This is a genomic window from Arthrobacter sp. CJ23 (assembly GCF_024741795.1).
Taxonomy (GTDB): domain Bacteria; phylum Actinomycetota; class Actinomycetes; order Actinomycetales; family Micrococcaceae; genus Arthrobacter.
Map to the genome: position 1 here is coordinate 4,222,722 of NZ_CP102950.1, position 19,663 is coordinate 4,242,384.

The following is a 19,663-nucleotide window of genomic DNA, read 5'->3' on the forward strand; positions in this document are numbered from 1 at the left end:
CGTGGTGGTGGCCGGGCACGTAGGCGACAACGACGGCGGCGCCCGGCTTATTTCTTGGGGTTCCGGTGGGCTGGCGCACATGGAGGGCCCGGCCTGTTGGCCGGGCCCTCCATTACAGGCGGTACCGCCGGTGCTATTTCAGCTTGAAGTTCGCGCTGATGCTGGAACCGTCGGCTGCCGTCATGGTGAGCTTGTAGCAGCTGCCCGGGGTGGCCGGCGTCTTCCAGTTGTAGATGAACTGGCCGCCGGTGGCGTCATAACGGAGCGATGTATTGCCGCTTGCCGTCAGCTCGATGTCGTCAAGGAACTCCAGGGTGCACTTGATCTTGGCGGCATTCAGCGACACGAGGCTCGTGTCCGTCAGCTCGGTTGCACCGGCGAACACCTCGAACTTCGCCGGGACGGTGCTGCCTCCCTTCACCGTGTTCAGCACGCCGCCCATGTCAATCGGCTGGTAGAAGCCCTTGAGCGTCCAGGCCATGACGGTGTAGCTCTGCTGTGCCGTGGCGGTCCGGCCGGCGTTGTCCATGGCCGTTGCCGTCAGCGTGTGCGTGCCCACCTGGGTGGAGTAGCCGGTGACCACGCAGCCGGCGGGGCCGGAGACGTCATCAGATGCGGTGCACGTGGGCACGGATCCCACCGAACCGAAGTAGGCATTGCCCAGCGTCGAGTTGAAAGCCGCCGTCGGGTTGCCCTTGTCGATCTTGAACGTGCGGCTGTCGGCTCCCGCCGGCGTGACGTTTCCGGCAATGTCTTCGAACCAGGGGCTCTGGACGGACACCGCCGGACCTTCGCCCGACGACGTTGCCCACTGGGTGTCCGATGACAGTCCCGACGCCTCGTCAGTCCCGGTGAAAAGGACGTCGACGTCGGAGGTGTACCAGCCGTTGGCCCCTTCGGTTCCGCTGGCACTGGTGTAGGCAACGGCGGGTGCCGTCTTGTCGATCTTGAACGTCGGGGTGACCGCCCCGGCTGCGGTCACGTTGCCGGCATTGTCGCTGAACTCCGGGCTGGGAACGGCGACGGCGGATCCCTCACCGCTGGAGGTCACCGAACCGGTGGCCGAGGCAGGGCCGGAGGTGGCATCCGTGGCGGTGAACGTGGCGGTGACGTCCGAGGTGTACCAGCCTGCATTGCCGGCGGTTCCACTGGTGTCCGTGAGGGCCACGTCCGGTGCCGTCTTGTCGATCTTGAACGTCGGGGTGACCGCCCCGGCGGCCGTCACGTTGCCGGCGTTGTCCGTGAACTCCGGGCTGGGAACGGCGACGGCGGATCCCTCACCGCTGGAGGTCACCGAACCGGTGGCCGAGGCAGGGCCGGAGGTGGCATCCGTGCCGGTGAACGTGGCGATGACGTCCGAGGTGTACCAGTCCCCGTTGCCGGCCGTTCCACTGGTGTCCGTGAGGGCCACGTCCGGTGCCGTCTTGTCGATCTTGAACGTCGGGGTCAGCGCACCGGCGGCCGCAACGTTGCCGGCGTTGTCCGTGAACTCCGGGCTGGGAACGGCGACGGCGGATCCTTCACCGTTGGAGGTCGCTGAGCCGGTGGCCGAGGCAGGGCCGGAGGTGGCATCCGTTGCCGTGAACGTGGCGGTGACGTCCGAGGTGTACCAGCCCGCGTTGCCGGCGGTGCCTGCAACGTCGGTGAGGGCCACGTCCGGTGCCGTGCCGTCCTTCTTGATGGAAACGGTCACCGGGCCGGTGGGCCCGCCGCCGCTGCTTGTTGCGGAGCAGCTGTAGTCCCCGGGGAGCTGGTCGAGCGTGATGACAGCGTCCACGCAGCCCACCTTGGACAGGGTGCTGGGCGAATCGGCCTCCGCGACCGTCCAGACCAAGGACACTGCACTGCGGTACCAGCCGTTGAAGCCGTCCGGGGTGGTGGGGGTGAGCGTGTAGCCGACGCCTGGCGCAGTGGCGTCGGTGATGCTGTAGCTCAGCGAACTGGCGGCCGTGAGGCCGCCTTGGTCAGTGTAGGAGCAACTGGCCTCCTGCGAGCCGACGCCGGTGGCGCCGTCGGGACCCGTCATCGCGGCCAGCGTGGCCGGGAAGGAGCTCGGCCCGTCCTCATTGTCAGCCACGTTGCATACTGCGGCCGGCACAGAACCCTTCGCGTAGGAGGCGCCGGCAGCGACCCCGCTAATGGTCAGGACAGGGGCGGTGTTGGCCGGGGGAGCAACGTTGACGACGAACGTCGCGGGCGCGAGAGTGAAGGTGCCTCCCGAGTTGTTGGAGGCGACAGATGCGGTCACCGTGGCCGAGCCTGCCGCCACGGGGTGCACAACAACCGTTGGCGTGGAACCGCAGGAAGTGAAAGACACCTGCGGTGTGACGATGGTGGCCACCGAAGTATTGCTTGAGGCGATGTTCAGCGTAAGGACAGCACTTCCGGTCAGATTGCATCCGCTCTTTCCGTCCCCGTTCCTGGGGACCACCGCCAGCAGCGTGCTGCCGTTTGCCCCGCCCACGTTCAGGGGCATGACCTCGGCCACGGTGTCGACGGTCCCATCGAGAGTGTTGTAGATATCGTCGGCGCGCGCCACCCCGGCACCCGCCAACAGCAGGGCCCCAGCCGCTAGAACGGCGCCCGTCCTGAGCGCCGCATGCCGAAGGTATTTTCTTGCCGGCTCCGTCTTCAGATTCCCCAGCAAATCGTTCATTGGAATGCCTCCCTCATGGCAGTGCGACCGGCCGGACGCAACGTAGTCTCACCGTAGGCTCGGGCCCCAAGCCGGCACACGAGTAGTCCCCACTCGACTTCCCGCACCGAGTACTCGACTTTCCTGCAGCGCCTTGAACCCGGCTACTTGGTTTGGGGATCCTTCACCTGCGGAAACACTCGCCTTCACAAGCCGAAACACCGGCCGACATGCTGGCTGAAAACGGTCCGAATGTGACCCCTACTGACCCGCCGTTAACCGCCGTTACCCCCTGTATCCCAGCGTTTCAAACGGCTTTGACCGGCTTCCGGAGCTGCCGGATAGTTGCAGCCACAAGCAAGCATCCACACACTTTCGAAGGGCATTCCCATGGCATTTTCTGCCGTCACATCAGGCACAGTGGTCACACTTGCCGCGGTCACCATCCTGGGGCTGGCAGCCTGCTCGGACCCGGGCGCGACGGCGGCGACAGCACCGTCGTCGGGCTCTGCTTCCAGCACGGCGGCCAAAGAATTCAACCTGACGCCGGAGCAGAACCGCATCAAGGTCACGGTGGACTCCGCGGCCGCCGCGCTGGTGCCGGCGGCCGTCAAGGCGGACGGCAAACTCACCGTCGTCACCACCGGCGGCACAGCCCCGCTGAGCCTGTTCGCCACGGATAACAAAACGCTCATCGGCAGCGAAGTGGACATCGCCTATGCGGTGGGCGAGAGCCTGGGACTGCAGGTCGAGGTGCTGCCGGTGGCATGGGCCGACTGGCCGCTGGGAGTTGAGTCCGGCAAGTACGAGGCGGTCCTGTCCAACGTCACCGTCACCGAGGCCCGCAAGGAGAAGTTCGACTTCGCCACCTACCGGAACGACCTCCTGGGCTTCTACGCCAAGACCGACTCGACCATCGGCGTCATCAAGGAAGCCAAGGATGTTGCCGGCAAGCGCATCATCGTCGGCTCGGGCACCAATCAGGAAGCCATCCTGGTGCGCTGGGACGAAGAGAACAAGGCCAAGGGCCTCGCACCGGTCGAGTTCCAGTATTACGACGACGACTCCGCCTCCACGCTGGCACTCCAGTCCGGCCGCGCGGACCTGACGTTCGGCCCCAACGCCGGAGCCGCATACAAGGCAGCCAAGGACGGCAAGACCAAGGAAGTGGGCACGCTCAACGGCGGATGGCCCCTGACGGCCGAAATCGCCTTCACCACCAAAAAGGGCAACGGCTTGGCCGTTGCGGCCCAGGCAGCCCTCAACCACCTCATCAAGGAGGGCAGCTACACCAAGATCCTGGACCGCTGGGGACTCACCTCCGAGGCCATCCAGGCGTCCGAGCTGAACCCGGCCGGCCTGCCCAAGAAGTAGCGCCGGCGCGGCGCATGTTGGCCGGCGCCGCGCGCAGTCCCTGGCGACGCCGGAATTCCGGTGTCGCCAGGGGCTTTTCCGCGTCGCAGACGAATAGGGCATAGTAGGGAACCATGAGCCACCGCCTCGCCATCCTCGACGACTACCAGGGTGTCGCCTACGATTACGCCCCTTGGGACCAGCTCGCCGTCCACGGCATCGGCGTCACGGTCTTCGGCGAACCCTTCCAGGACGAAGAGTCCCTCATCCAGGCACTCCGCGGCTTCAGCATCGTTGTTGCCATGCGCGAACGCACGGCCTTCAACGCCGCCCGGCTCCATCAGCTGCCCCGGCTGAAACTGCTGGTCACCACCGGGATGGCCAACTCCTCGATCGACATCGAGGCCGCAAGGGAGCTCGGAATCACGGTCTGCGGCACGGGCGGTTCCCCCGCCGCGGCTCCGGAAATGACGTGGGCGCTGCTGCTGGCGGCCGCCCGGAACCTGCAGTTCGAAGGCAACGCGATGCGTGCCGGACGCCTGCAAAGCACTGTGGGCTTCGAACTCTCCGGCAAGACCCTCGGTGTGCTGGGCCTGGGCAAGATCGGGAGCAAGGTGGCCGGCTACGCGCGGGCCTTCGGCATGGACGTGATCGCTTGGAGCCCCAACCTCCGCGAGGAAACCGCCGCTGCCGCCGGCGTCCGCAGAGTCAGCAAGGACGCGCTGTTCCGGGAGGCCGACGTCGTCTCCGTGCACGTCCGGCTCTCCGAACGCTCCCACGGGGTGGTGGGCGAGGAGGAACTGCGGTTGCTCGGCCCGGACGGGATCCTGGTCAACACCGCGCGCGGCCCCCTGGTGGACGGGGACGCCCTGCTCCGCGGCCTCAACGAGGGCTGGCTGGGCGGCGCGGCCCTGGACGTGTACGACGTGGAGCCCCTCCCCGCCGACCATCCGCTCCTGAGTGCTCCACGCACCGTACTGACCCCGCACCTGGGCTATGTCACCGCCGAAAGCTATGCCCGCTTCTACGGTGAAGCCTTTGAGGATGTCCAGGCCTGGGCGCAGGGCAAGCCCCTCCGGGTGATTTAGGGATGCCTGTGGACTTTGAGAGCTCCCTTCCCGCGGGTCTTGGCTTCCGCCCCGCGCTCCCCGACGACGCCGCATGGATCGCCGAGCTGCGCGCCGTGGTCATGCGCCCGGACCTTGAACGGCTGGGCCGCTGGGACCCGGTCCGGGTGCGCGAGCGCTTCCTCGCCTCGTTCCAGCCGGAGCACAGCCTGGTGATTGTGGTGGACGGGCGCGACGCCGGCCTCATCGCGGCCCGCCCCGAAGAAGACGCCACCTGGATCGAGCACTTCTACCTCGGCCCGGAATTCCAGGGCCGCGGAATCGGGGCGGCCGCCCTCCGGCACGCCATGGCCACGACGCAGGACGGTCGCCCGTTCCGGCTCAATGTGCTCCAGGGCAGCGCAGCGCGCCGGCTCTACGAACGCCACGGCTTCGTCCTGGAAAGCGAAGACCCGGTGGACGTGTTCATGGTGGCTGACGCAGCTGACGGCTGTGGCCCCGGCACCCTACCGCCCCTGTAGGCGTCCGTGATGGAGAAACACATCAGCTAGAGTCGCCCGCGGCGCCGCGCGAGGGAACTGACCGCGGCCGAGTTGTGCACTGTGAACGAAACAGTTCCCGGAAGGAAACGGTCTTCCGACCACAGCAGCGGCACACCCGCCGGATCCGTGGCTCGCCGGATTTCCCGGAGCAAGCCAGTGCCTTCGGCGCAACCCAGGGTGTGGGCGTCGGTCGGATCCGCGGCCACGATGTCGATGGTGTGCTCGCTATCCGCGAACACGACGCCGGAAGCGTCGAGGACCGCTGTGTGGGAGAGGGGGTCCGGGGCGAGCCCACCGATCGCCGCGCCGATCCTGGACGGATACACGGTACGCTCCAGCATCACGGGGACCCGTCCGAGGAGCCTGACCCGGAGCACCTCGGTAATCTCATCCCCGGCGCCGAGCTGGAGGACTTCGACTTCGGCGACGGTGGCCGGCCGGACCCGGTTGTGGATGGTGCGCGCACCGGGCTCCTCCCCCTGGGACCTAGCCCAAGCCGTGAAACTCAACAGTTCCTGAAAGCTCTGGGTCCTCGCCGTGCCCAAGACCACGCGCCGGGTTCCGCGCCGGGACGTCACCAGGCCGTTGGCCCGCAGCAGTGCCAGTGCGTTGCGCACCGTACCCCGGGATACTCCGTACTGTTCCGCCAAGCTCTCCTCGCTGGGGAGCCGTCCGTTGCTTCCGAACTCTCCGGCCTCGATCTCCAGGCGCATATTGGCTGCCAACTTTCGATACTGGGCACCTTCAGTCTTCGCGCGCACGCCATCCCGTTTTGATTCCTCGTCAACCATTCCCCCACGGTACAGCGAATCGGCGAAATCCCCCGCAAATCAATGACTTTACACCGACAGTGCTCGGACGGTTCATCCACGCACCCCTCCCCGTTCACCCGACGTACACCCTTGGCACTGATAGTGGTTTTGACAAGTTGTATAGCCAACTTTTAGGAGATGTCATGAAAACCCCACTCCGCCGTTTCAGCGCCATGGGCGCCGCGGCTCTGCTTCTGGGCGGCCTGGCCGCCTGCTCCTCCGGCAACGCCGCCCCAGCCGAATCCAAGGGCGCCGTGGACTGGAAGACTGTCACCTCGGCCGAAGCTGGAGGCGGCATGGACGCCTTGATCGCAGCCGCCAAGAAGGAAGGCAAGCTCAACGCCATCGCCCTCCCGAACGACTGGGCCAACTACGGAGAAGTCATCTCCACCTTCGAGAAGAAGTACGGCATCAAGGTAGAGGTGGAGAACCCAGACGCCTCGAGCGCGGACGAGCTCAACGCTGTGTCCTCCCGGAAGGGTCAGGACCGCTCCCCGGACGTCATCGACGTGGGGCACGACTTCGACGTCCAGGCCGCAAAGCAGGGCCTGCTGGCCCCGTACAAGGTGGCCTCGTTCGGCAAGATCCCGGACTCCCAGAAAGAGGCCACTGGCCTCTGGTACAACGACATGGGCGGCTACGTCTCCTTCGGCTGCGACGCCGGCCTGGTAGCCAAGTGCCCCACCAAGTTCTCCGAGCTGACCGATCCGCAGTACAAGGGCAAGGTGGCCCTCACCGGCAACCCCGCCAAGTCCTCCTCGGCCTACAGCGCCGTGTTCGCTGCCGCCCTCGCCAACGGGGGCTCCTTCGACAACGTCCAGCCGGGCCTCGACTTCTTCGCCAAGCTGAAGCAGATCGGCAACTTCAACCCGGTGGAAGCCACACCGGCCACCATGGAAAAGGGCGAGACGCCCATCGCCATCGTCTGGGACTACCGGAACGCTGCCTACGCCGATGATCTGAAGACCAAGGGCATCGAGTGGAAGGTCGCCATCCCGGAGGACGGCGTGTTCTCTCTCTACTACTCCCAGGCTATCGTGAAATGGGCCCCGCACCCGGCCGCTGCCCGCCTCTGGCAGGAGTTCCTCTACAGCACCGAGGGCCAGAATCTCTGGCTGAAGGGCTACGCCCGCCCGGTGCTCCTGCCTACCCTGATCGCTGACGGCACTGTGGACAAGGACTCCCTGGCCCGCCTGCCCAAGGTGGCGCAGGAGAAGACCAGCTACCCCTCAGAGGAGCAGGGCCAGAAGGCCAAGTCCACCGTGTCCGACGGCTGGACGAAGGCCGTTTCCTGATGACCTCCGCCGCACCTGACGTCGTTGCGCACCGCGCCGTCGTCGCCGATGCGGGTGCCCAAACCCGGCGCCGTGAGCCCCACGCTCCCGGCCGCCGGGCCGCCCGCCCCTCCCCCGGCTGGCTCGGAGTATTCCCGCTGCTGGCCTTCGCCGCCGTCGCGCTGGGTCTCCCCGTGGCCGCCATGGCCGTCGGATCCGTCACCACCACCGACGACGCCGGCGCCACGTCCGTCACGGGCGCCAACTTCGCGGCTAGCTTCGACGGCCCATACCTGGAGAGCCTCCTGGGCAGCGTCCGCCTGTCCGCGCTCACAGCCTTCGTCGCCACGGTGGTCAGCCTGCCGATCGCCTACGCTATCGTCACCTCCCGGTTCCGCAGCCTGCGGGAAGCCGTGCTGTCCGCCTCCGGCGTGATCGCCAACTTCGGCGGCGTGCCCCTGGCCTTCGCCTTCGTGGCCACCCTCGGCAACGCCGGCGTCCTGACGGGCTTCTTCGGGCTCAAGGACAAAGGCTGGAGCCTCTACAACTTCTGGGGCCTGTCCATCGTCTACCTATACTTCCTGGTGCCCCTCATGGTGCTCACCCTCACCCCGGCGCTGGACGGCCTCAAACCCCAGTGGCGGGAGGCCGCACGGAACAACCGCGCCACGGGTTTCCAGTACTGGCGGCATGTGGCCCTCCCTATCCTGCTCCCCACCCTGCTCAGCGGCTTCGTACTGCTGTTCGGCAGCGCCTTCAGCGCCTACGCCACCGCGGCCGCCATGGTGGGCAGCTCCATCCCCTTGGTGACCGTGAAGATCGCCTCCGCCCTGACGGGCGACGTCCTGGTAGGGCAGGCGAACATCGCCCTGGCCCTCGGCATGGACATGATCGTCGTGGCCGCCCTGGTGATGGGCATCCAGCTCCTGCTGCAGCGGAGGACCTCGGCATGGCTCTCCTGAACACTGCACGCCGCTCCGGGGCCAGTGGCTCCGCCCGTGAATCGCGGCTGGGACGCTCTGTCGCCCTCACCGCGGCGGGCGTCTACTTCCTGGTGCCCATCCTCTGCTCCCTGCCCTTCACCGTCGGCCTCGGAGACCGCCGCCAGAAGCCGGGCCTGGACGCCTATGCTGGCATCTTCACCGCCGACGGCCTGGCCCAGAGCCTCGGGCTGACACTGCTTCTGGCGGGCGCCACGATCGTCCTGGTCTTCTGCCTCCTGCTGCCCGCCCTCCTGGCCGTGCGCCTGGCAGCGCCGCGCGCGAAAGCCCTTGTCGCCGTCGTCTGCATGCTCCCGCTCGTGGTCCCGGCCGTGGCGCTGGGCGCCGGCATCACCACCGTGCTGCGCTGGGCCACCGACTGGCTCTACGACACCCCGGGCTTCCCGGTGCTCGCGGCCCTGCAGCAGCCCGGCTTCCCGGTCATCCTGGTGCTCGCCTACACCCTCATGGCGCTGCCCCTGGCTTACACCACCCTGGAATCGGGCCTGAACGCCATCGAGGTGAAGGTCCTGGTGGAGGCTGCCCGCTCGTGCCGGGCCTCCTGGTTCCGGACCCTGTTCCTGGTCCTGCTGCCCAACCTCCGGGAAGCCCTGCTGAATACCGCGTTCCTGACCATCGCCCTGGTGCTCGGCGAATACGCGGTGTCCGCCCTGCTAGGCTTCCAGCCCTTCGCTGTGTGGACTGTCGCCATCAGTGGCTCCCACGCCCAGCTGTCCGTCGCCGTCTCCATGGTCGGCCTGATCGGTACCTGGCTCATCCTTCTCTCGGTCGCGAAGCTCGGCCGTTCCAAAGCCTCCAAGGAGACCTCATGACCGCCTCCGCCCTCGATCCGCGCCCAGCCTCCGCCGGAACCCCCGGCGCCACCCTGGAATTCCGCGGGCTGCGCCGTTCCTTCGGCACCACCACGGCCCTGGACGGGTTGGATCTGACACTGAATCCCGGGGAGCTGCTGGCCCTCCTGGGTCCCTCCGGCTGCGGGAAGACCACCGCGCTGCGCATGGTGGCTGGCTTCGAGACCCCGGATTCCGGGGAGGTCCTGGTGGACGGCGTGGACTTGACCGGCACGCCCACGCACCGCCGCGACGTCGGCATGGTGTTCCAGTCCTACAGCCTCTTCCCGCATCTCAACGCCACGGATAACGTCGCCTTCGGGATGCGCATGCAGGGCGCTCCGGCGGCCCAACGACGGGCCCGCGCCCAGGAACTTCTGGAGCTGGTGGGACTGCCCACCCAGGGCGGTCGCTACCCCCGCCAGCTCTCCGGGGGCCAGCAGCAGCGCGTGGCCCTCGCCCGGGCGCTGGCCCTGGAGCCGCGGGTGCTGCTCCTGGACGAGCCGCTCTCCGCCCTGGATGCCAAGGTCCGCCAGTCCCTCCGGGAGGAGATCCGCCGCCTCCAGCTAGAACTGGGTATCACCACCCTCTTCGTCACCCATGACCAGGAGGAGGCCCTGTCCATGGCGGACCGCGTGGCCGTCATGCGGGACGGGCGTTTGGAGCAGTGCGCCACCCCGGAGGAGCTGTACACCAACCCCGCCACCCCCTTCGTGGCCGGATTCGTGGGCACGATGAACCGGCTCCCGGGCCGGCTCATCGGCGACGGCGCCCTGGTGGACGTCCTGGGTGTCAGCCGCCCCGTCCAGGGGAGCCTGCCCGGCCGGGACGGCACGGCCGGCGTCGACGTCCTGGTCCGTCCCGAGGCACTCACCGTCCGCGCGGACCCGGACGGCCCGGCACAACTGGTGGCGGCGTCCTTCCTGGGCGCGACGACGCGGCTCACTTTCCGCCTGGACGGCGGCCGCGAGGCGGTGGCGGACGTCCCGACCACTCACGCATCCACCCTCCCCACCGGGGCGCGCGTCCGGCTGGGCCTGCCGGACCGCCCCGTCCTGATCGACCAAGCCCGGAACGAGGAAATCACCGCATGATGCCCGCAGCCGTACTCTTCGACATGGACGGGACCCTCGTGGACACCGAGCGCCTCTGGTGGGACGCCGTGGCCGACGTGGCGTTCGGCCTGGGCCGGGAACTGGGCCCTGACGACGGACCCGACGTCCTGGGCCGCCCCTCCGGGCACACGGCCACCCACCTCCTGGCCACCATGCCCTCCGCATGCGTCCTGAGCGCGGAGGAGCTCTCCGCCCGGCTCGATGAGGCCTTCACCGAGCTGGTGGCCCAGGAGGTGGTGCCCCGCCCCGGGGCCATGGATCTCCTTCGGCTCCTGGCCGCGGAGCGGATCCCCACCGCCATCGTCTCCGCCTCGCCGCGCCGCGTGGTGGAACTGGTCCGGGACCAACTGGGCCGTGAGCTGTTCACGCTCGTGGTTGCCGTCGAGGACACCCCCGCGTCCAAGCCGGCCCCCGACCCCTATCTGGAAGCGGCCCGGCGGTTGGGAGCCGAGCCCGCCCAGTGCGTGGTAGTGGAAGACTCCCCCGTCGGCCTCGCCGCGGCGGAAGCGGCGGGGTGCCCCGTCGTCGTCGTCCCCTCCACCGTCCCGATCGAGGCGGCGCCCGGCCGCACGCTGCTCGGCTCGCTCGAGGACGTCACGCTAGCCGTCCTGACGGACGCCCGCGAGGCTGCACGATGAGCGCGTCCGCACGGCCCCGCATCATCCTGCTGGGCATCGACGGGCTCCGCTGGGACCTGGCAGCGGAGTCGACCTCCGCCGCGATCCTGAGGTCCCTGGCCGCCGAGGGTGACCACCGGGACATGACCATGGACGTCCCCACGCTGTCCGGCCCGGGCTGGTCCTCGCTGCTGACAGGGACCACCCACGCGCAGCACGGCATCCGGGACAATACCTTCGTGGGGCACCGTCTCTTCGGGCACCCGGACCTGCTGTCCCGGGCCTTTTACCAGGACACCTCCACCCGGACGTTCGCGGCGGCGGGCTGGCCGCCGCTGGTCTCCCCGGAAGGGTTGGGGCCCGTCATCCACCAGCGGATGGAGCAGCAGAAGGCCGGACTGCACACGGTGGTCTCCCGCGACGGCGAGACGCACGGCTTCATCCGGATCGACGCTGAGATCGCGGACTTCACCCTCGCCGCGCTGAACTCGCACAAGGTGCCGGACGTGTCCTTCGTGTACTTCTGCGATGTGGACGACGCCGGGCACGTGTACGGGGCACTCAGCCCGCAGTACCAAGAGGCGCTGGCCCGGGTGGATGGGCACGTGGCCCGGATCCGGGCCGCGGTCCGGAGCCGCGCGGCCGCTCATGGTGAAAAATGGCTCTTGGTGGTAGTCGCGGATCACGGACACGTGGACGCCGGTGGACACGGCGGGGACTCCCCGGAGGAACGCGGATCGTTCATCCTCCGCTGGGCGAGCGGTGGGGACCTCAGCCCCTGGCCGGCGGTGGTGGCACCGCATGAACTGGCTGGGCTGCTGCTCGCCGAGAGGGCCGCACAGGGGTGAAGAGCTGGGAAGCCCGCTACAGCCTCTGCTCCCACACCGCGAACTGCAGGCTGAGCGTCCCGCGTGAAACGTCGACGACGGCGGCACCCTCCTCGCTGCCGTCGTCCGGCACCGCTGACGCCTGATTTGCATCTGTGCCCAAGCGGCCCCAGCTCATGAGGCCGGGACCAGCTCGTCCGAACGCACCGGCGTCGCCAGCCCCAGGTGCTCGCGGAGCGTGGTGCCCCTGTATTCCGTGGGGTAGACGCCGCGTTCCTGCAGTTCGGGCACCAGGTGGTTCACGATGTCGTCCAGGCCCGTAGGGATGAGCCACGGCGAGATGTTGAAGCCGTCAACGGCGCCCACCCGCGCGTACTCGGCGAGGTGCTCGGCCACGCCGCTGTAGGAGCCGGTGAACGTGGCATCCACCCGCGCGGTGCGCGAGGTGACGAACTGCCGGATGGACAGCCCCTTCTCCTTGGCCTCGGCCCGCCACTGGTCCGCGAGCTGCCGGGCCTTGGCGCCGTGGAAGCCGCTGCCGCGGGTCTCGGAGGTCTCCTCCACCACGGGGTCGATGTCCGGCAGCGGCCCGTCCGGATCGTATTCGGACAGTTCGCGGCCCCAGAACTGCTCCAGGTAGGCCACGGCCTGCTGGGGGCCGATCTGCAGGCTCCGCACCCAGGCCTTCTTCTCGAGGGCTTCCTGTTCGGTGGCGCCGAGGATGAACTCGCTGGCCGGCATGATCTGGACGTCGTTGGCGCCCCGCCCCGCTGCCAGGGAGCGCGCCACGATGTCGCGGCGGAACTCCACCGCAGCGTCGAACTTCGGGTGCGCCGAGAAGATGACGTCCGCCTGCCGGGCGGCGAAGTCGCGGCCGTCCGGGGAATCCCCGGCCTGGAACAGCACCGGCCGGTACTGCGCGCTGCGCGGCAGCCGCGGCGTGACGTCCACGGTGTAGTGCTGGCCCCCGTGGACCACACGGCGGGCGGGCCCGGCCGGCGACTCCCAGGAATCCCAGATGCGCTTGGCGGTTTCCACGAAGGCTTCGGCGTGGACATAGCGGTCGGCGTGGTCCAGGTAGCCGCCGCGCCGGAAGTTGGCACCGGTCCACGCGTTGTCCGTGGTGACCACGTTCCAGGCTGCGCGCCCGCCGGACAGCAGGTCCAGGGAGGCCAGCCGGTGCGCCAGCTCCGCAGGATCGTTGTAGGTGGTGTTCTGCGTGGCCACGAGACCGATGTTGGTGGTCACGGCGGCCAGCGCCGCCAGCATGGTCTGCGCATCGGGCCGACCCACCACATCGAGGGCGTGCGGGCGGCCAAGGTGTTCACGGAGCCGGAGCCCCTCGCCCAGGAAGAACGCGGCAAACAGCCCGCGCTCGGCCGTCTGCGCGATCCGCCGGAACGATTCGAAGTCCGTCTGCGAGCCCGATTCCGGGGCCTTCCAGATGGTGCCGGAGTTGACGCCCTGGAAGAAGACGCCGAACTGCAGCTGCCCTGAGGGCTGGTATTTAGCATGAATGTGCTGAGTCATGGTCTCCCCTTAGTTTCCGGTCCCGACGGCGGCGGCCGTGCCGGGGCGGGCGTACCGGCTCTCCGGCCGCTCGAGTCCGAGCAGCTCGCGGAACGTGCCGTCCTGGACCACGGGGCGCAGCACGCCCCGCCGCCGGAGCTCGGGCAGCACGTGCCGCGCCAGGTCTTCCAGCTCGATGGCGAGCGACTCCGGGTGCAGGCGCACGCCGTCGGCCTCCGCCAGGAGCTGTTCCAGATAGTCGGTGAGCGCCGCGGCCGAGCCGGCAAAACGGGCGCGGCCGGACGCCGTGCCCACACGCTCAGCGGCGGCCTGCCCGCGGGCGTCCAGGACGACGTCGAGCTCTGCCACAATCGCAAGCGAGGCACCCAGCCGGGCGCGCACCGCGCGGACCTCGGCCGCCAGCAGCTCCGGCGACGGGGCGGACACCAGCACGGCGTCCGCCGGGAGCTGCCCTCCCGCTACCAACGGGGCCGCGGCCAGCACGGGCAGCTGCCCCTGCAGCGGCCGCGGAATGATGGACGGGCCCTTCACGGAGTAGCCCGGACCGGCGAAGTCCGCCGAGGTCTCGAAGTCGGCGTAGTGCAGCTTGTCCACGTCCAGGTACCGCCCGGTGGCGACATCGCGGATCACGGCGTCGTCCTCCCAGGAGTCCCAGAGCCGGCGGCTGACCTCGATGGACGCCGCCGCCTCCTGCCCCAGCCCGGGGCCCGTCACAGGAGCGCGTCCGACGGCGGCAGCGGCCTCCGTCGAAGCCTCCGCGGTGGCGATCCAGCCCGCCCGGCCACCGGAGACGTAGTCCAGGCTGGCCAGCTGCGTGGAGACGTGGAAGGGCTCGGTGTATACGGTGTCCACCTCGGGCACCAGGGCGATGGAGCGGGTCACGGGGCCGGCGAAGGCCGCGCGCTGCAGGGCGTTGATCCGGCCCGGAATGGGCGCATCCGCGAACGTCGCCGCATGGAATCCCGCCGATTCAGCGGCCAGCACGGCGGCCGCGAGGCCGTCCGGAGCGGCGCCGTCCAGCTCAATCGCGAGGAAGCCGGCCTTGGGTGTGGTGCTCATGACCGGGCCTGCCTCTCGTACGGGATCTGCTCGCCGGCTTCGATGGCCACGGCCAGCCGGTTTTCGGCCGGTGGCAAGGGGCAGGTGGCCAGATCGGTGTAGGCGCACGGCAGGTTGACGGCCCGGTTGAAATCGAGCCGCACGGTGCCGTCCACGGCCGGGGCCACGGTGAGCGAGCGGTTGGCCGCGTAGGTGGTCTTGCCGGACGTGGCGTCCGTGAACAGCACGGACAGCGTGCCGGGAGCGTGGCCGTTGAACGCGGTCAGCGTGAGCTCCTGTCCGTCCAGCTGGAAGCGGATCTCGCCCGGAGCCTCGTAGACATGCTGGATGCCCTCGACGGCGGCACCCACCGTGGTGGGACGGGGCGCTTTGAACGGTACGAAGGTACCGCCCACGGCGAAGGCGGGATCGGGCGCGTACGACGGCGTGCCGCGGTAGTCGCGCAGCAACCCGTTCTGCGGATTCCGCGGCCGGACAACGTAGGCGCCGCCGCGCTTGGCCAGCTCCAGCACGGTGCTGCCGGAAACGAGGTTGACGCCACCGCGCTCCTCGATGGGCCCGAAATCAAGCGTGGCGCCGGCCGCAGTGTTCAGTTCCCGGCCGTCCTGCAGCAGGCTCTCGCCGGCCTCCAAAACGACACGGACGACGTCGTTCTCCACGCTCCAGGCGCCCGGGGCGCCGTCCAGCCGCGCGGCGTGGCCGTCGAGCCAGTGCAGGTGCGTGACGGCGAGGAAGCCGTGCGGATCGGCACGGTGCTGCTCGTGGACGGCGTGCCAGTCCTCCCAGGCGGCGGCGAAGGTGTCGGTTTCAGTGGGCATAGATGCTGGCATGGTCGCTCCTGTTGAAGTCGTGGTCGGCGGTGATGGTGGCTGCGGCGTCGGCTTCGCTGGCGCCGGCGAAGGCGGGGCGTCCGCCGTAGGGATCCGCGGATTCCCAGAGGGTGGTGGGCGCGGCGGCCCGGATGGCCGGGATGACCTCCAGGGCGAAACGCTCCAGGATGTCCAGTTGCTGTTCGAACGGCAGGGTGGTGGGCAGGGAGATTGACTGCAGATCGTGCCCGTACAGTTCGTGGTAGCTGAGGATCTTGTCGATCACCTGCTCCGGGCTGCCCACCAGGGACGGCCCCTCGGCCACGGCCTGGTGGATGTCCCGGAACGGCGAATTGTTGCCGGGGACGTTCCGGCCCGCGGTCAGCCCCTCATACACGGGACCGAACTGGCGTATGGCCTCCTGGGTGGTATCCGAGATGAACACCCCTCCCGCACCGCTGCCCGAGCCGAGGTACTGGTGCCGTGGATCGTGTCCGTGGCGTTCGTATTCCTCGCGGTAGTGGTCGATCAGGACCTTGTAGTTTTCGCGGGGCTGGATGGCGTTGGCGGTGAACAGGGGATCGCCCCATGCGGCCGCCAAGGCCGCGGAGGTCAGCGTTGTAGCCGAGCCGTGCCAAATCCTGGGGGAGCCCGCAAAGGGCCGCGGTGTGGTGGTGGTGGGTTCGGTCAGGGCCGTCCGGAAGCGGCCGGACCAGGTCACGTTTTCCTCGCGCCAGAGCCGGCGGAGCAGCCCGTACTTCTCGGCCAGCAGCTCCCATTGATCCTCCAGAGAGAGGCCGAACAGCGGATATTGCAGCACCTCGTTGCCCTTGCCGATCACCAGTTCCAGCCGCCCGCGGCTCAGCTGGTCGATCGTGGCGTAGTCCTCGGCCACCCGCACGGGGTCCAGCACGGCGAGCACCGTGACGCCGCTCTGGAGGCGGATGCGGCTGGTGACGGCGGCGATCGCGGCAAGGACCGCCGTCGGGGACGATGAGACGAACTCGCCGGCATGCCGCTCCCCCACGGAGAAGCTGTCGAAGCCGAGTTCCTCAGCGCGCTGCGCCGTCTGCACCACCTGGTTCAGGCGGTCCGCGGTGGAGACGATCTCCCCAGTCTGAGTTTTCCCCAGCAGGGGGGTCTTCAGGTGCGGGATGATGTCCAGGACCTGGAACTTCACTTGACAGCACCCACCACAAAGTTCGCCTCCGTGACCGTCTTGGACTCCGGCAGGGCTTCCTCGGACAGGCCCCAGCGGTCCAGGACCTTGGCGTAGGAGCCGTCCTTGATGGCCGAATTCAGGGCGTCGGTGATGGCCGGGGCCAGGCCGTTGCCCTTGAGGGTGGTGGCGGCCACGAGGGTTTCGCTCGGCCAGCCGGCGTTGACCTTGCCCACCACCTTCAGGTCGTCGCGGGTGTTCTCCCGGTAGGTGACCGAGGAGTAGGGCGCGATGTTCAGGTCGGTACGGCCGGAGGACAGCGCCAGGATGGTATCGGCGTCGGAGGAGTAGTACTGCAGCGTGGCGGGCGCCTTGCCGCGGGATTCAAGGTCCTTGTTCCAGGCCAGGAGGATCTTCTCCTGGTTGGTGCCCGAACCCACGGAGACCTTCAGCCCGGAGATGTCGTCCGCGCCGTTGACGGTGTAGCTGGACGTCTTCTTCGCCTCGAAGCCCATGTACGCGGCCCGGTAGCTGGAGAAGTCGAAGAGCTTCACGCGGGCGGCGTTGATGCCCACGTTGGAGAACACGGCCTCGAAGTCGCCGGACTGCGTCTTGAGCGGCCAGTTCTCCCAGGACGTCACCTGCAGGTCCAGCTCCAGGCCGAGCTTGTCCGCCACGAACTGGGCGATGTCCACCTCGACCCCGATGGGAGTCTTGTCGTCCGTGGCGTGGAAGGACAGCGGGATGGAGCCGGCCGTGGTGGCGACGGTCAGCTTGCCGTCCCTGCCGATGGCTGCGGGTACTTTGGCGGCCAGTGCGGCGTCCTTGTCGGCGCGGATGCGGTTCTGTTCCGGGGAGGTGTTGTAGACGACGCCGTTGCGCGCCGCCGTGGTCTCCGGCGCGGTTCCGGCGGCGGAGGCGCCGGGATCGGAGCAGCCGGCGAGCGCCGGGAGGACGACGGCGGGAAGGACGGCGAGTGCCAGGAGCCTGCCATTGATCTGGCGCAGCTTTGGTTCATTCGCGGCGGAGCCGCGCTTGCTGATGCGAAGCATGGAGGATTCCTCAGATGTTGAAGGCTGGTTCGATGACTTTGGAGAAGAAGCTGCGGGTGCGTTCCTCACGGGGATTGCTGAAGATCTCCTGCGGCGTGCCGGATTCCACGATCTGGCCCTGGTCCATGAACACCACGGTGTCCGCCACATCGCGGGCGAATCCCATCTCGTGGGTGACGATGATGAGGGTGGTGCCGGACTTGGCGAGCTCGCGGATAACGTCCAGGACCTCGTTGACGAGTTCCGGGTCCAGAGCCGAGGTGGGCTCGTCGAACAGCAGGATCTTGGGGTCCAGGGCGAGCGCCCGGGCGATGGCCACACGCTGCTGCTGCCCGCCCGAGAGCTGGCGGGGGTAGGCGCCGGCACGGTCCTTCAGGCCCACCCGGTCCAGCAGGTCGAGGGCGCGGGTACGGACCTCCGCCTTGGTGCGGCGCCGCGGGTCCCCGGGGCGCAGTGCGACCAGCGGCGCCTCGGCCACGTTTTCCAGGGCGGTCAGGTGCGGGAACAGGTTGAAGTTCTGGAACACCATGCCGATGTCCGTGCGCTGCTGCAGGATGTCCTTTTCGCGCAGCTCGTGGAGCTTGGTGCCGCGCACCTGGTAGCCCACCAGCCGGCCATCGATGGTGATGTACCCGCCGTCCACCTTTTCCAGGTGGTTGATGGTCCGCAGCAGCGTGGACTTCCCGGAGCCCGAGGGCCCCACGATCACGGTGACGCCGCCCGGCGGCACGGACAGGGACACGCCCTTGAGGACCTCGGTGGTGCCGAAGGACTTCCGGACGTTGCTGATGTCCACCTGGCCGCGGCTCGCCGCGGCATCACCGGCGGGGGCCGGCGCCGGAGCGGCGGCAGCGGGGAACTCGGCCGGAGCGGCAACCGGGCTGGCTGAAGAGCCTGGCTCCGCCGTCGTCGGCTGCTTTGAGGTGACGGTGGCGCTCATCGGGTTTCCTTCACGGGTGCGTGGGTGGCAAAGAACTTGCGGGCCTTCTGCAGTGGGGTCAGCGGCAGGTTCCGCAGGGCGCCCTTCGCGTAGTGGCGCTCGATGTAGTACTGGAAGACGCTCAGCACCGAGGTGATCACCACATACCAGAGCGTGGCCACCAGCAGCAGCGGGAGGACCTGCTGCGTGCGGTTGTAAATGACCTGCACGGTGTAGAACAGCTCGGAGTAGGCCAGGACGTAGACGATCGAGGTGCCCTTGACCAGGCCGATGATCTCGTTGAACGCGTTGGGCAGGATGGCGCGCATGGCCTGCGGCAGCACGATCCGGGTGGAGCGGCGCCAGGCCGGGATGCCCAGGGCCGCGGCTGCCTCGAGCTGGCCCTGGTCGACGGATAGGATGCCGCCGCGGATGATTTCGGCGGAGTAGGCGGCCTGGTTCAGGGTCAGGCCCAGGACGGCGGCGGCGAACTGGCTGATGAGCGTGGTGGTCTGGACCTCGAAGAAGCGGACGTCCGTGAAGGGGAGCCCTAAGCTGATTTTCTCGTAGAGATAGCCCAGGTTGTACCAAAGCAGCATCTGGACCAGCAGCGGGGTGGAGCGGAAGATCCAGGAGAACGTCCAGGAGACGGAGAGCAGCAGCGGCGAGGCGGACAGCCGCATGAGCGCAAGGATGAAGCCCAGCACAAAGCCGAGAATGCCGGAGATGGCCGTCAGCTTGAGGGTCTCCACGAGCCCGTTGACCACGGACTGCGCCGTGAACCACTGCGCCACCACACCCCATTCCCAGCGCGGGTTGGTGGCCAGGGACCAGGCCACGGCGGCGACGCCCAGGGCCACCACAACGGTGCCCACCCAGCGCCAGGGGTGGCGGGCCGGGACGAGCTGGTAGTCGGAGTAGTCGGCGGCGGGTACGGCCGGAGCAGCGATGGTGCTCATGCGCCACCTCCTTTCAGATCGGTTGTTGGCTATCGGATGGCTGCCAATCTAGGGGCGCCCGGAAGCCGCCAGCAAGGCGGATATTTGCACTTCTTCACGCGGC

The 19,663-nt window shown here is 68.5% G+C and carries 19 protein-coding genes; 9 read left to right on the forward strand and 10 right to left on the reverse strand.

Translation table 11 applies throughout. The annotated features are described in order from the left end of the window. Positions 1 to 133 precede the first annotated feature (133 nt). Positions 134 to 2,656 (reverse strand): PxKF domain-containing protein, encoded by a 2,523-nt coding sequence (locus NVV90_RS19075; RefSeq protein ID WP_258438808.1) that lies wholly within the window; start codon positions 2,654 to 2,656, stop codon positions 134 to 136. A gap of 369 nt (positions 2,657 to 3,025) precedes the next feature. Between NVV90_RS19075 and NVV90_RS19080 the strand changes: the two genes are divergently transcribed. The 3 genes from NVV90_RS19080 (at position 3,026) to NVV90_RS19090 (ending at position 5,576) form a co-directional block, all read left to right on the forward strand. Further along, complete coding sequence (locus tag NVV90_RS19080; RefSeq protein ID WP_258438809.1) at positions 3,026 to 4,009, forward strand: ABC transporter substrate-binding protein; 984 nt, start codon at positions 3,026 to 3,028, stop codon at positions 4,007 to 4,009. A 113-nt stretch (positions 4,010 to 4,122) separates the two neighbouring features. Beyond that, the gene (locus tag NVV90_RS19085; RefSeq protein WP_258438810.1) at positions 4,123 to 5,076 is read left to right on the forward strand and encodes a D-2-hydroxyacid dehydrogenase family protein; all 954 of its coding nucleotides are present in this window, start codon (positions 4,123 to 4,125) and stop codon (positions 5,074 to 5,076) included. 8 nt (positions 5,077 to 5,084) lie between these two features. Next, positions 5,085 to 5,576 carry a GNAT family N-acetyltransferase gene (locus tag NVV90_RS19090; RefSeq protein WP_258438811.1) on the forward strand — a complete coding sequence of 164 codons (492 nt, stop codon included), beginning with the start codon at positions 5,085 to 5,087 and terminating at the stop codon, positions 5,574 to 5,576. Positions 5,577 to 5,602: 26 nt separating this feature from the next. Here the strand turns inward: NVV90_RS19090 and NVV90_RS19095 are convergent, their stop codons facing one another. Continuing rightward, complete coding sequence (locus NVV90_RS19095; protein ID WP_258438812.1) at positions 5,603 to 6,322, reverse strand: GntR family transcriptional regulator; 720 nt, start codon at positions 6,320 to 6,322, stop codon at positions 5,603 to 5,605. A 230-nt stretch (positions 6,323 to 6,552) separates the two neighbouring features. On the opposite strand from NVV90_RS19095, the gene NVV90_RS19100 reads away from it, so the two are divergent. From NVV90_RS19100 to NVV90_RS19125, 6 genes are read left to right on the forward strand one after another with little or no spacing between them, the layout of a single operon-like run. Continuing rightward, positions 6,553 to 7,704: an ABC transporter substrate-binding protein gene (locus NVV90_RS19100; RefSeq protein ID WP_258438813.1), complete on the forward strand. Its 1,152-nt coding sequence runs from the start codon at positions 6,553 to 6,555 to the stop codon at positions 7,702 to 7,704. Further along, complete coding sequence (locus tag NVV90_RS19105) at positions 7,704 to 8,645, forward strand: ABC transporter permease subunit (RefSeq protein ID WP_258438815.1); 942 nt, start codon at positions 7,704 to 7,706, stop codon at positions 8,643 to 8,645. The genes NVV90_RS19100 and NVV90_RS19105 overlap by 1 nt, the downstream gene beginning before the upstream one ends. Continuing rightward, entirely contained in the window at positions 8,633 to 9,496 is an 864-nt protein-coding gene (locus tag NVV90_RS19110; RefSeq protein ID WP_258438816.1) for an ABC transporter permease, read from the forward strand. The genes NVV90_RS19105 and NVV90_RS19110 overlap by 13 nt, the downstream gene beginning before the upstream one ends. Beyond that, on the forward strand, positions 9,493 to 10,608 hold the full coding sequence (locus tag NVV90_RS19115; RefSeq protein WP_258438817.1) for an ABC transporter ATP-binding protein: 1,116 nt from the start codon (positions 9,493 to 9,495) through the stop codon (positions 10,606 to 10,608). The genes NVV90_RS19110 and NVV90_RS19115 overlap by 4 nt, the downstream gene beginning before the upstream one ends. After that, on the forward strand, positions 10,605 to 11,267 hold the full coding sequence (locus NVV90_RS19120; RefSeq protein WP_258438818.1) for an HAD family phosphatase: 663 nt from the start codon (positions 10,605 to 10,607) through the stop codon (positions 11,265 to 11,267). The genes NVV90_RS19115 and NVV90_RS19120 overlap by 4 nt, the downstream gene beginning before the upstream one ends. Further along, entirely contained in the window at positions 11,264 to 12,094 is an 831-nt protein-coding gene (locus tag NVV90_RS19125; protein WP_258438819.1) for an alkaline phosphatase family protein, read from the forward strand. The genes NVV90_RS19120 and NVV90_RS19125 overlap by 4 nt, the downstream gene beginning before the upstream one ends. A 16-nt stretch (positions 12,095 to 12,110) precedes the next feature. On the opposite strand, the gene NVV90_RS19130 is transcribed toward NVV90_RS19125, so the two are convergent. From NVV90_RS19130 to NVV90_RS19165, 8 genes are read right to left on the reverse strand one after another with little or no spacing between them, the layout of a single operon-like run. After that, a complete protein-coding gene (locus NVV90_RS19130) occupies positions 12,111 to 12,236 on the reverse strand; it encodes a hypothetical protein (RefSeq protein WP_258438820.1) in 126 nt (41 codons plus the stop codon). Positions 12,237 to 12,247: 11 nt separating this feature from the next. Beyond that, positions 12,248 to 13,603 carry an NtaA/DmoA family FMN-dependent monooxygenase gene (locus NVV90_RS19135; RefSeq protein WP_258438821.1) on the reverse strand — a complete coding sequence of 452 codons (1,356 nt, stop codon included), beginning with the start codon at positions 13,601 to 13,603 and terminating at the stop codon, positions 12,248 to 12,250. A gap of 9 nt (positions 13,604 to 13,612) precedes the next feature. Then, positions 13,613 to 14,662, reverse strand: coding sequence for an LLM class flavin-dependent oxidoreductase (locus NVV90_RS19140; protein ID WP_258438822.1), 1,050 nt, complete (start codon positions 14,660 to 14,662; stop codon positions 13,613 to 13,615). Then, entirely contained in the window at positions 14,659 to 15,492 is an 834-nt protein-coding gene (locus NVV90_RS19145) for a DUF1684 domain-containing protein (RefSeq protein WP_258438823.1), read from the reverse strand. The genes NVV90_RS19140 and NVV90_RS19145 overlap by 4 nt, the downstream gene beginning before the upstream one ends. Next, positions 15,470 to 16,651: an LLM class flavin-dependent oxidoreductase gene (locus NVV90_RS19150; protein ID WP_258438824.1), complete on the reverse strand. Its 1,182-nt coding sequence runs from the start codon at positions 16,649 to 16,651 to the stop codon at positions 15,470 to 15,472. The genes NVV90_RS19145 and NVV90_RS19150 overlap by 23 nt, the downstream gene beginning before the upstream one ends. Continuing rightward, positions 16,648 to 17,682: an ABC transporter substrate-binding protein gene (locus NVV90_RS19155; RefSeq protein ID WP_258438825.1), complete on the reverse strand. Its 1,035-nt coding sequence runs from the start codon at positions 17,680 to 17,682 to the stop codon at positions 16,648 to 16,650. The genes NVV90_RS19150 and NVV90_RS19155 overlap by 4 nt, the downstream gene beginning before the upstream one ends. A gap of 10 nt (positions 17,683 to 17,692) precedes the next feature. Next, a complete protein-coding gene (locus NVV90_RS19160) occupies positions 17,693 to 18,622 on the reverse strand; it encodes an amino acid ABC transporter ATP-binding protein (protein ID WP_258438826.1) in 930 nt (309 codons plus the stop codon). Beyond that, complete coding sequence (locus NVV90_RS19165; protein ID WP_258438827.1) at positions 18,619 to 19,560, reverse strand: amino acid ABC transporter permease; 942 nt, start codon at positions 19,558 to 19,560, stop codon at positions 18,619 to 18,621. The genes NVV90_RS19160 and NVV90_RS19165 overlap by 4 nt, the downstream gene beginning before the upstream one ends. Positions 19,561 to 19,663 lie beyond the last annotated feature (103 nt).

What these genes read in the sequence shown, in the direction of transcription:
- NVV90_RS19075 (WP_258438808.1), bottom strand. Translation starts at nt 2,656, where the DNA reads ATGAACGATTTGCTGGGGAATCTGAAGACGGAGCCGGCAAGAAAATAC.
- NVV90_RS19080 (WP_258438809.1), top strand. Translation starts at nt 3,026, where the DNA reads ATGGCATTTTCTGCCGTCACATCAGGCACAGTGGTCACACTTGCCGCG.
- NVV90_RS19085 (WP_258438810.1), top strand. Translation starts at nt 4,123, where the DNA reads ATGAGCCACCGCCTCGCCATCCTCGACGACTACCAGGGTGTCGCCTAC.
- NVV90_RS19100 (WP_258438813.1), top strand. Translation starts at nt 6,553, where the DNA reads ATGAAAACCCCACTCCGCCGTTTCAGCGCCATGGGCGCCGCGGCTCTG.
- NVV90_RS19105 (WP_258438815.1), top strand. Translation starts at nt 7,704, where the DNA reads ATGACCTCCGCCGCACCTGACGTCGTTGCGCACCGCGCCGTCGTCGCC.
- NVV90_RS19110 (WP_258438816.1), top strand. Translation starts at nt 8,633, where the DNA reads ATGGCTCTCCTGAACACTGCACGCCGCTCCGGGGCCAGTGGCTCCGCC.
- NVV90_RS19115 (WP_258438817.1), top strand. Translation starts at nt 9,493, where the DNA reads ATGACCGCCTCCGCCCTCGATCCGCGCCCAGCCTCCGCCGGAACCCCC.
- NVV90_RS19120 (WP_258438818.1), top strand. Translation starts at nt 10,605, where the DNA reads ATGATGCCCGCAGCCGTACTCTTCGACATGGACGGGACCCTCGTGGAC.
- NVV90_RS19125 (WP_258438819.1), top strand. Translation starts at nt 11,264, where the DNA reads ATGAGCGCGTCCGCACGGCCCCGCATCATCCTGCTGGGCATCGACGGG.
- NVV90_RS19135 (WP_258438821.1), bottom strand. Translation starts at nt 13,603, where the DNA reads ATGACTCAGCACATTCATGCTAAATACCAGCCCTCAGGGCAGCTGCAG.
- NVV90_RS19140 (WP_258438822.1), bottom strand. Translation starts at nt 14,662, where the DNA reads ATGAGCACCACACCCAAGGCCGGCTTCCTCGCGATTGAGCTGGACGGC.
- NVV90_RS19145 (WP_258438823.1), bottom strand. Translation starts at nt 15,492, where the DNA reads ATGCCAGCATCTATGCCCACTGAAACCGACACCTTCGCCGCCGCCTGG.
- NVV90_RS19155 (WP_258438825.1), bottom strand. Translation starts at nt 17,682, where the DNA reads ATGCTTCGCATCAGCAAGCGCGGCTCCGCCGCGAATGAACCAAAGCTG.
- NVV90_RS19160 (WP_258438826.1), bottom strand. Translation starts at nt 18,622, where the DNA reads ATGAGCGCCACCGTCACCTCAAAGCAGCCGACGACGGCGGAGCCAGGC.
- NVV90_RS19165 (WP_258438827.1), bottom strand. Translation starts at nt 19,560, where the DNA reads ATGAGCACCATCGCTGCTCCGGCCGTACCCGCCGCCGACTACTCCGAC.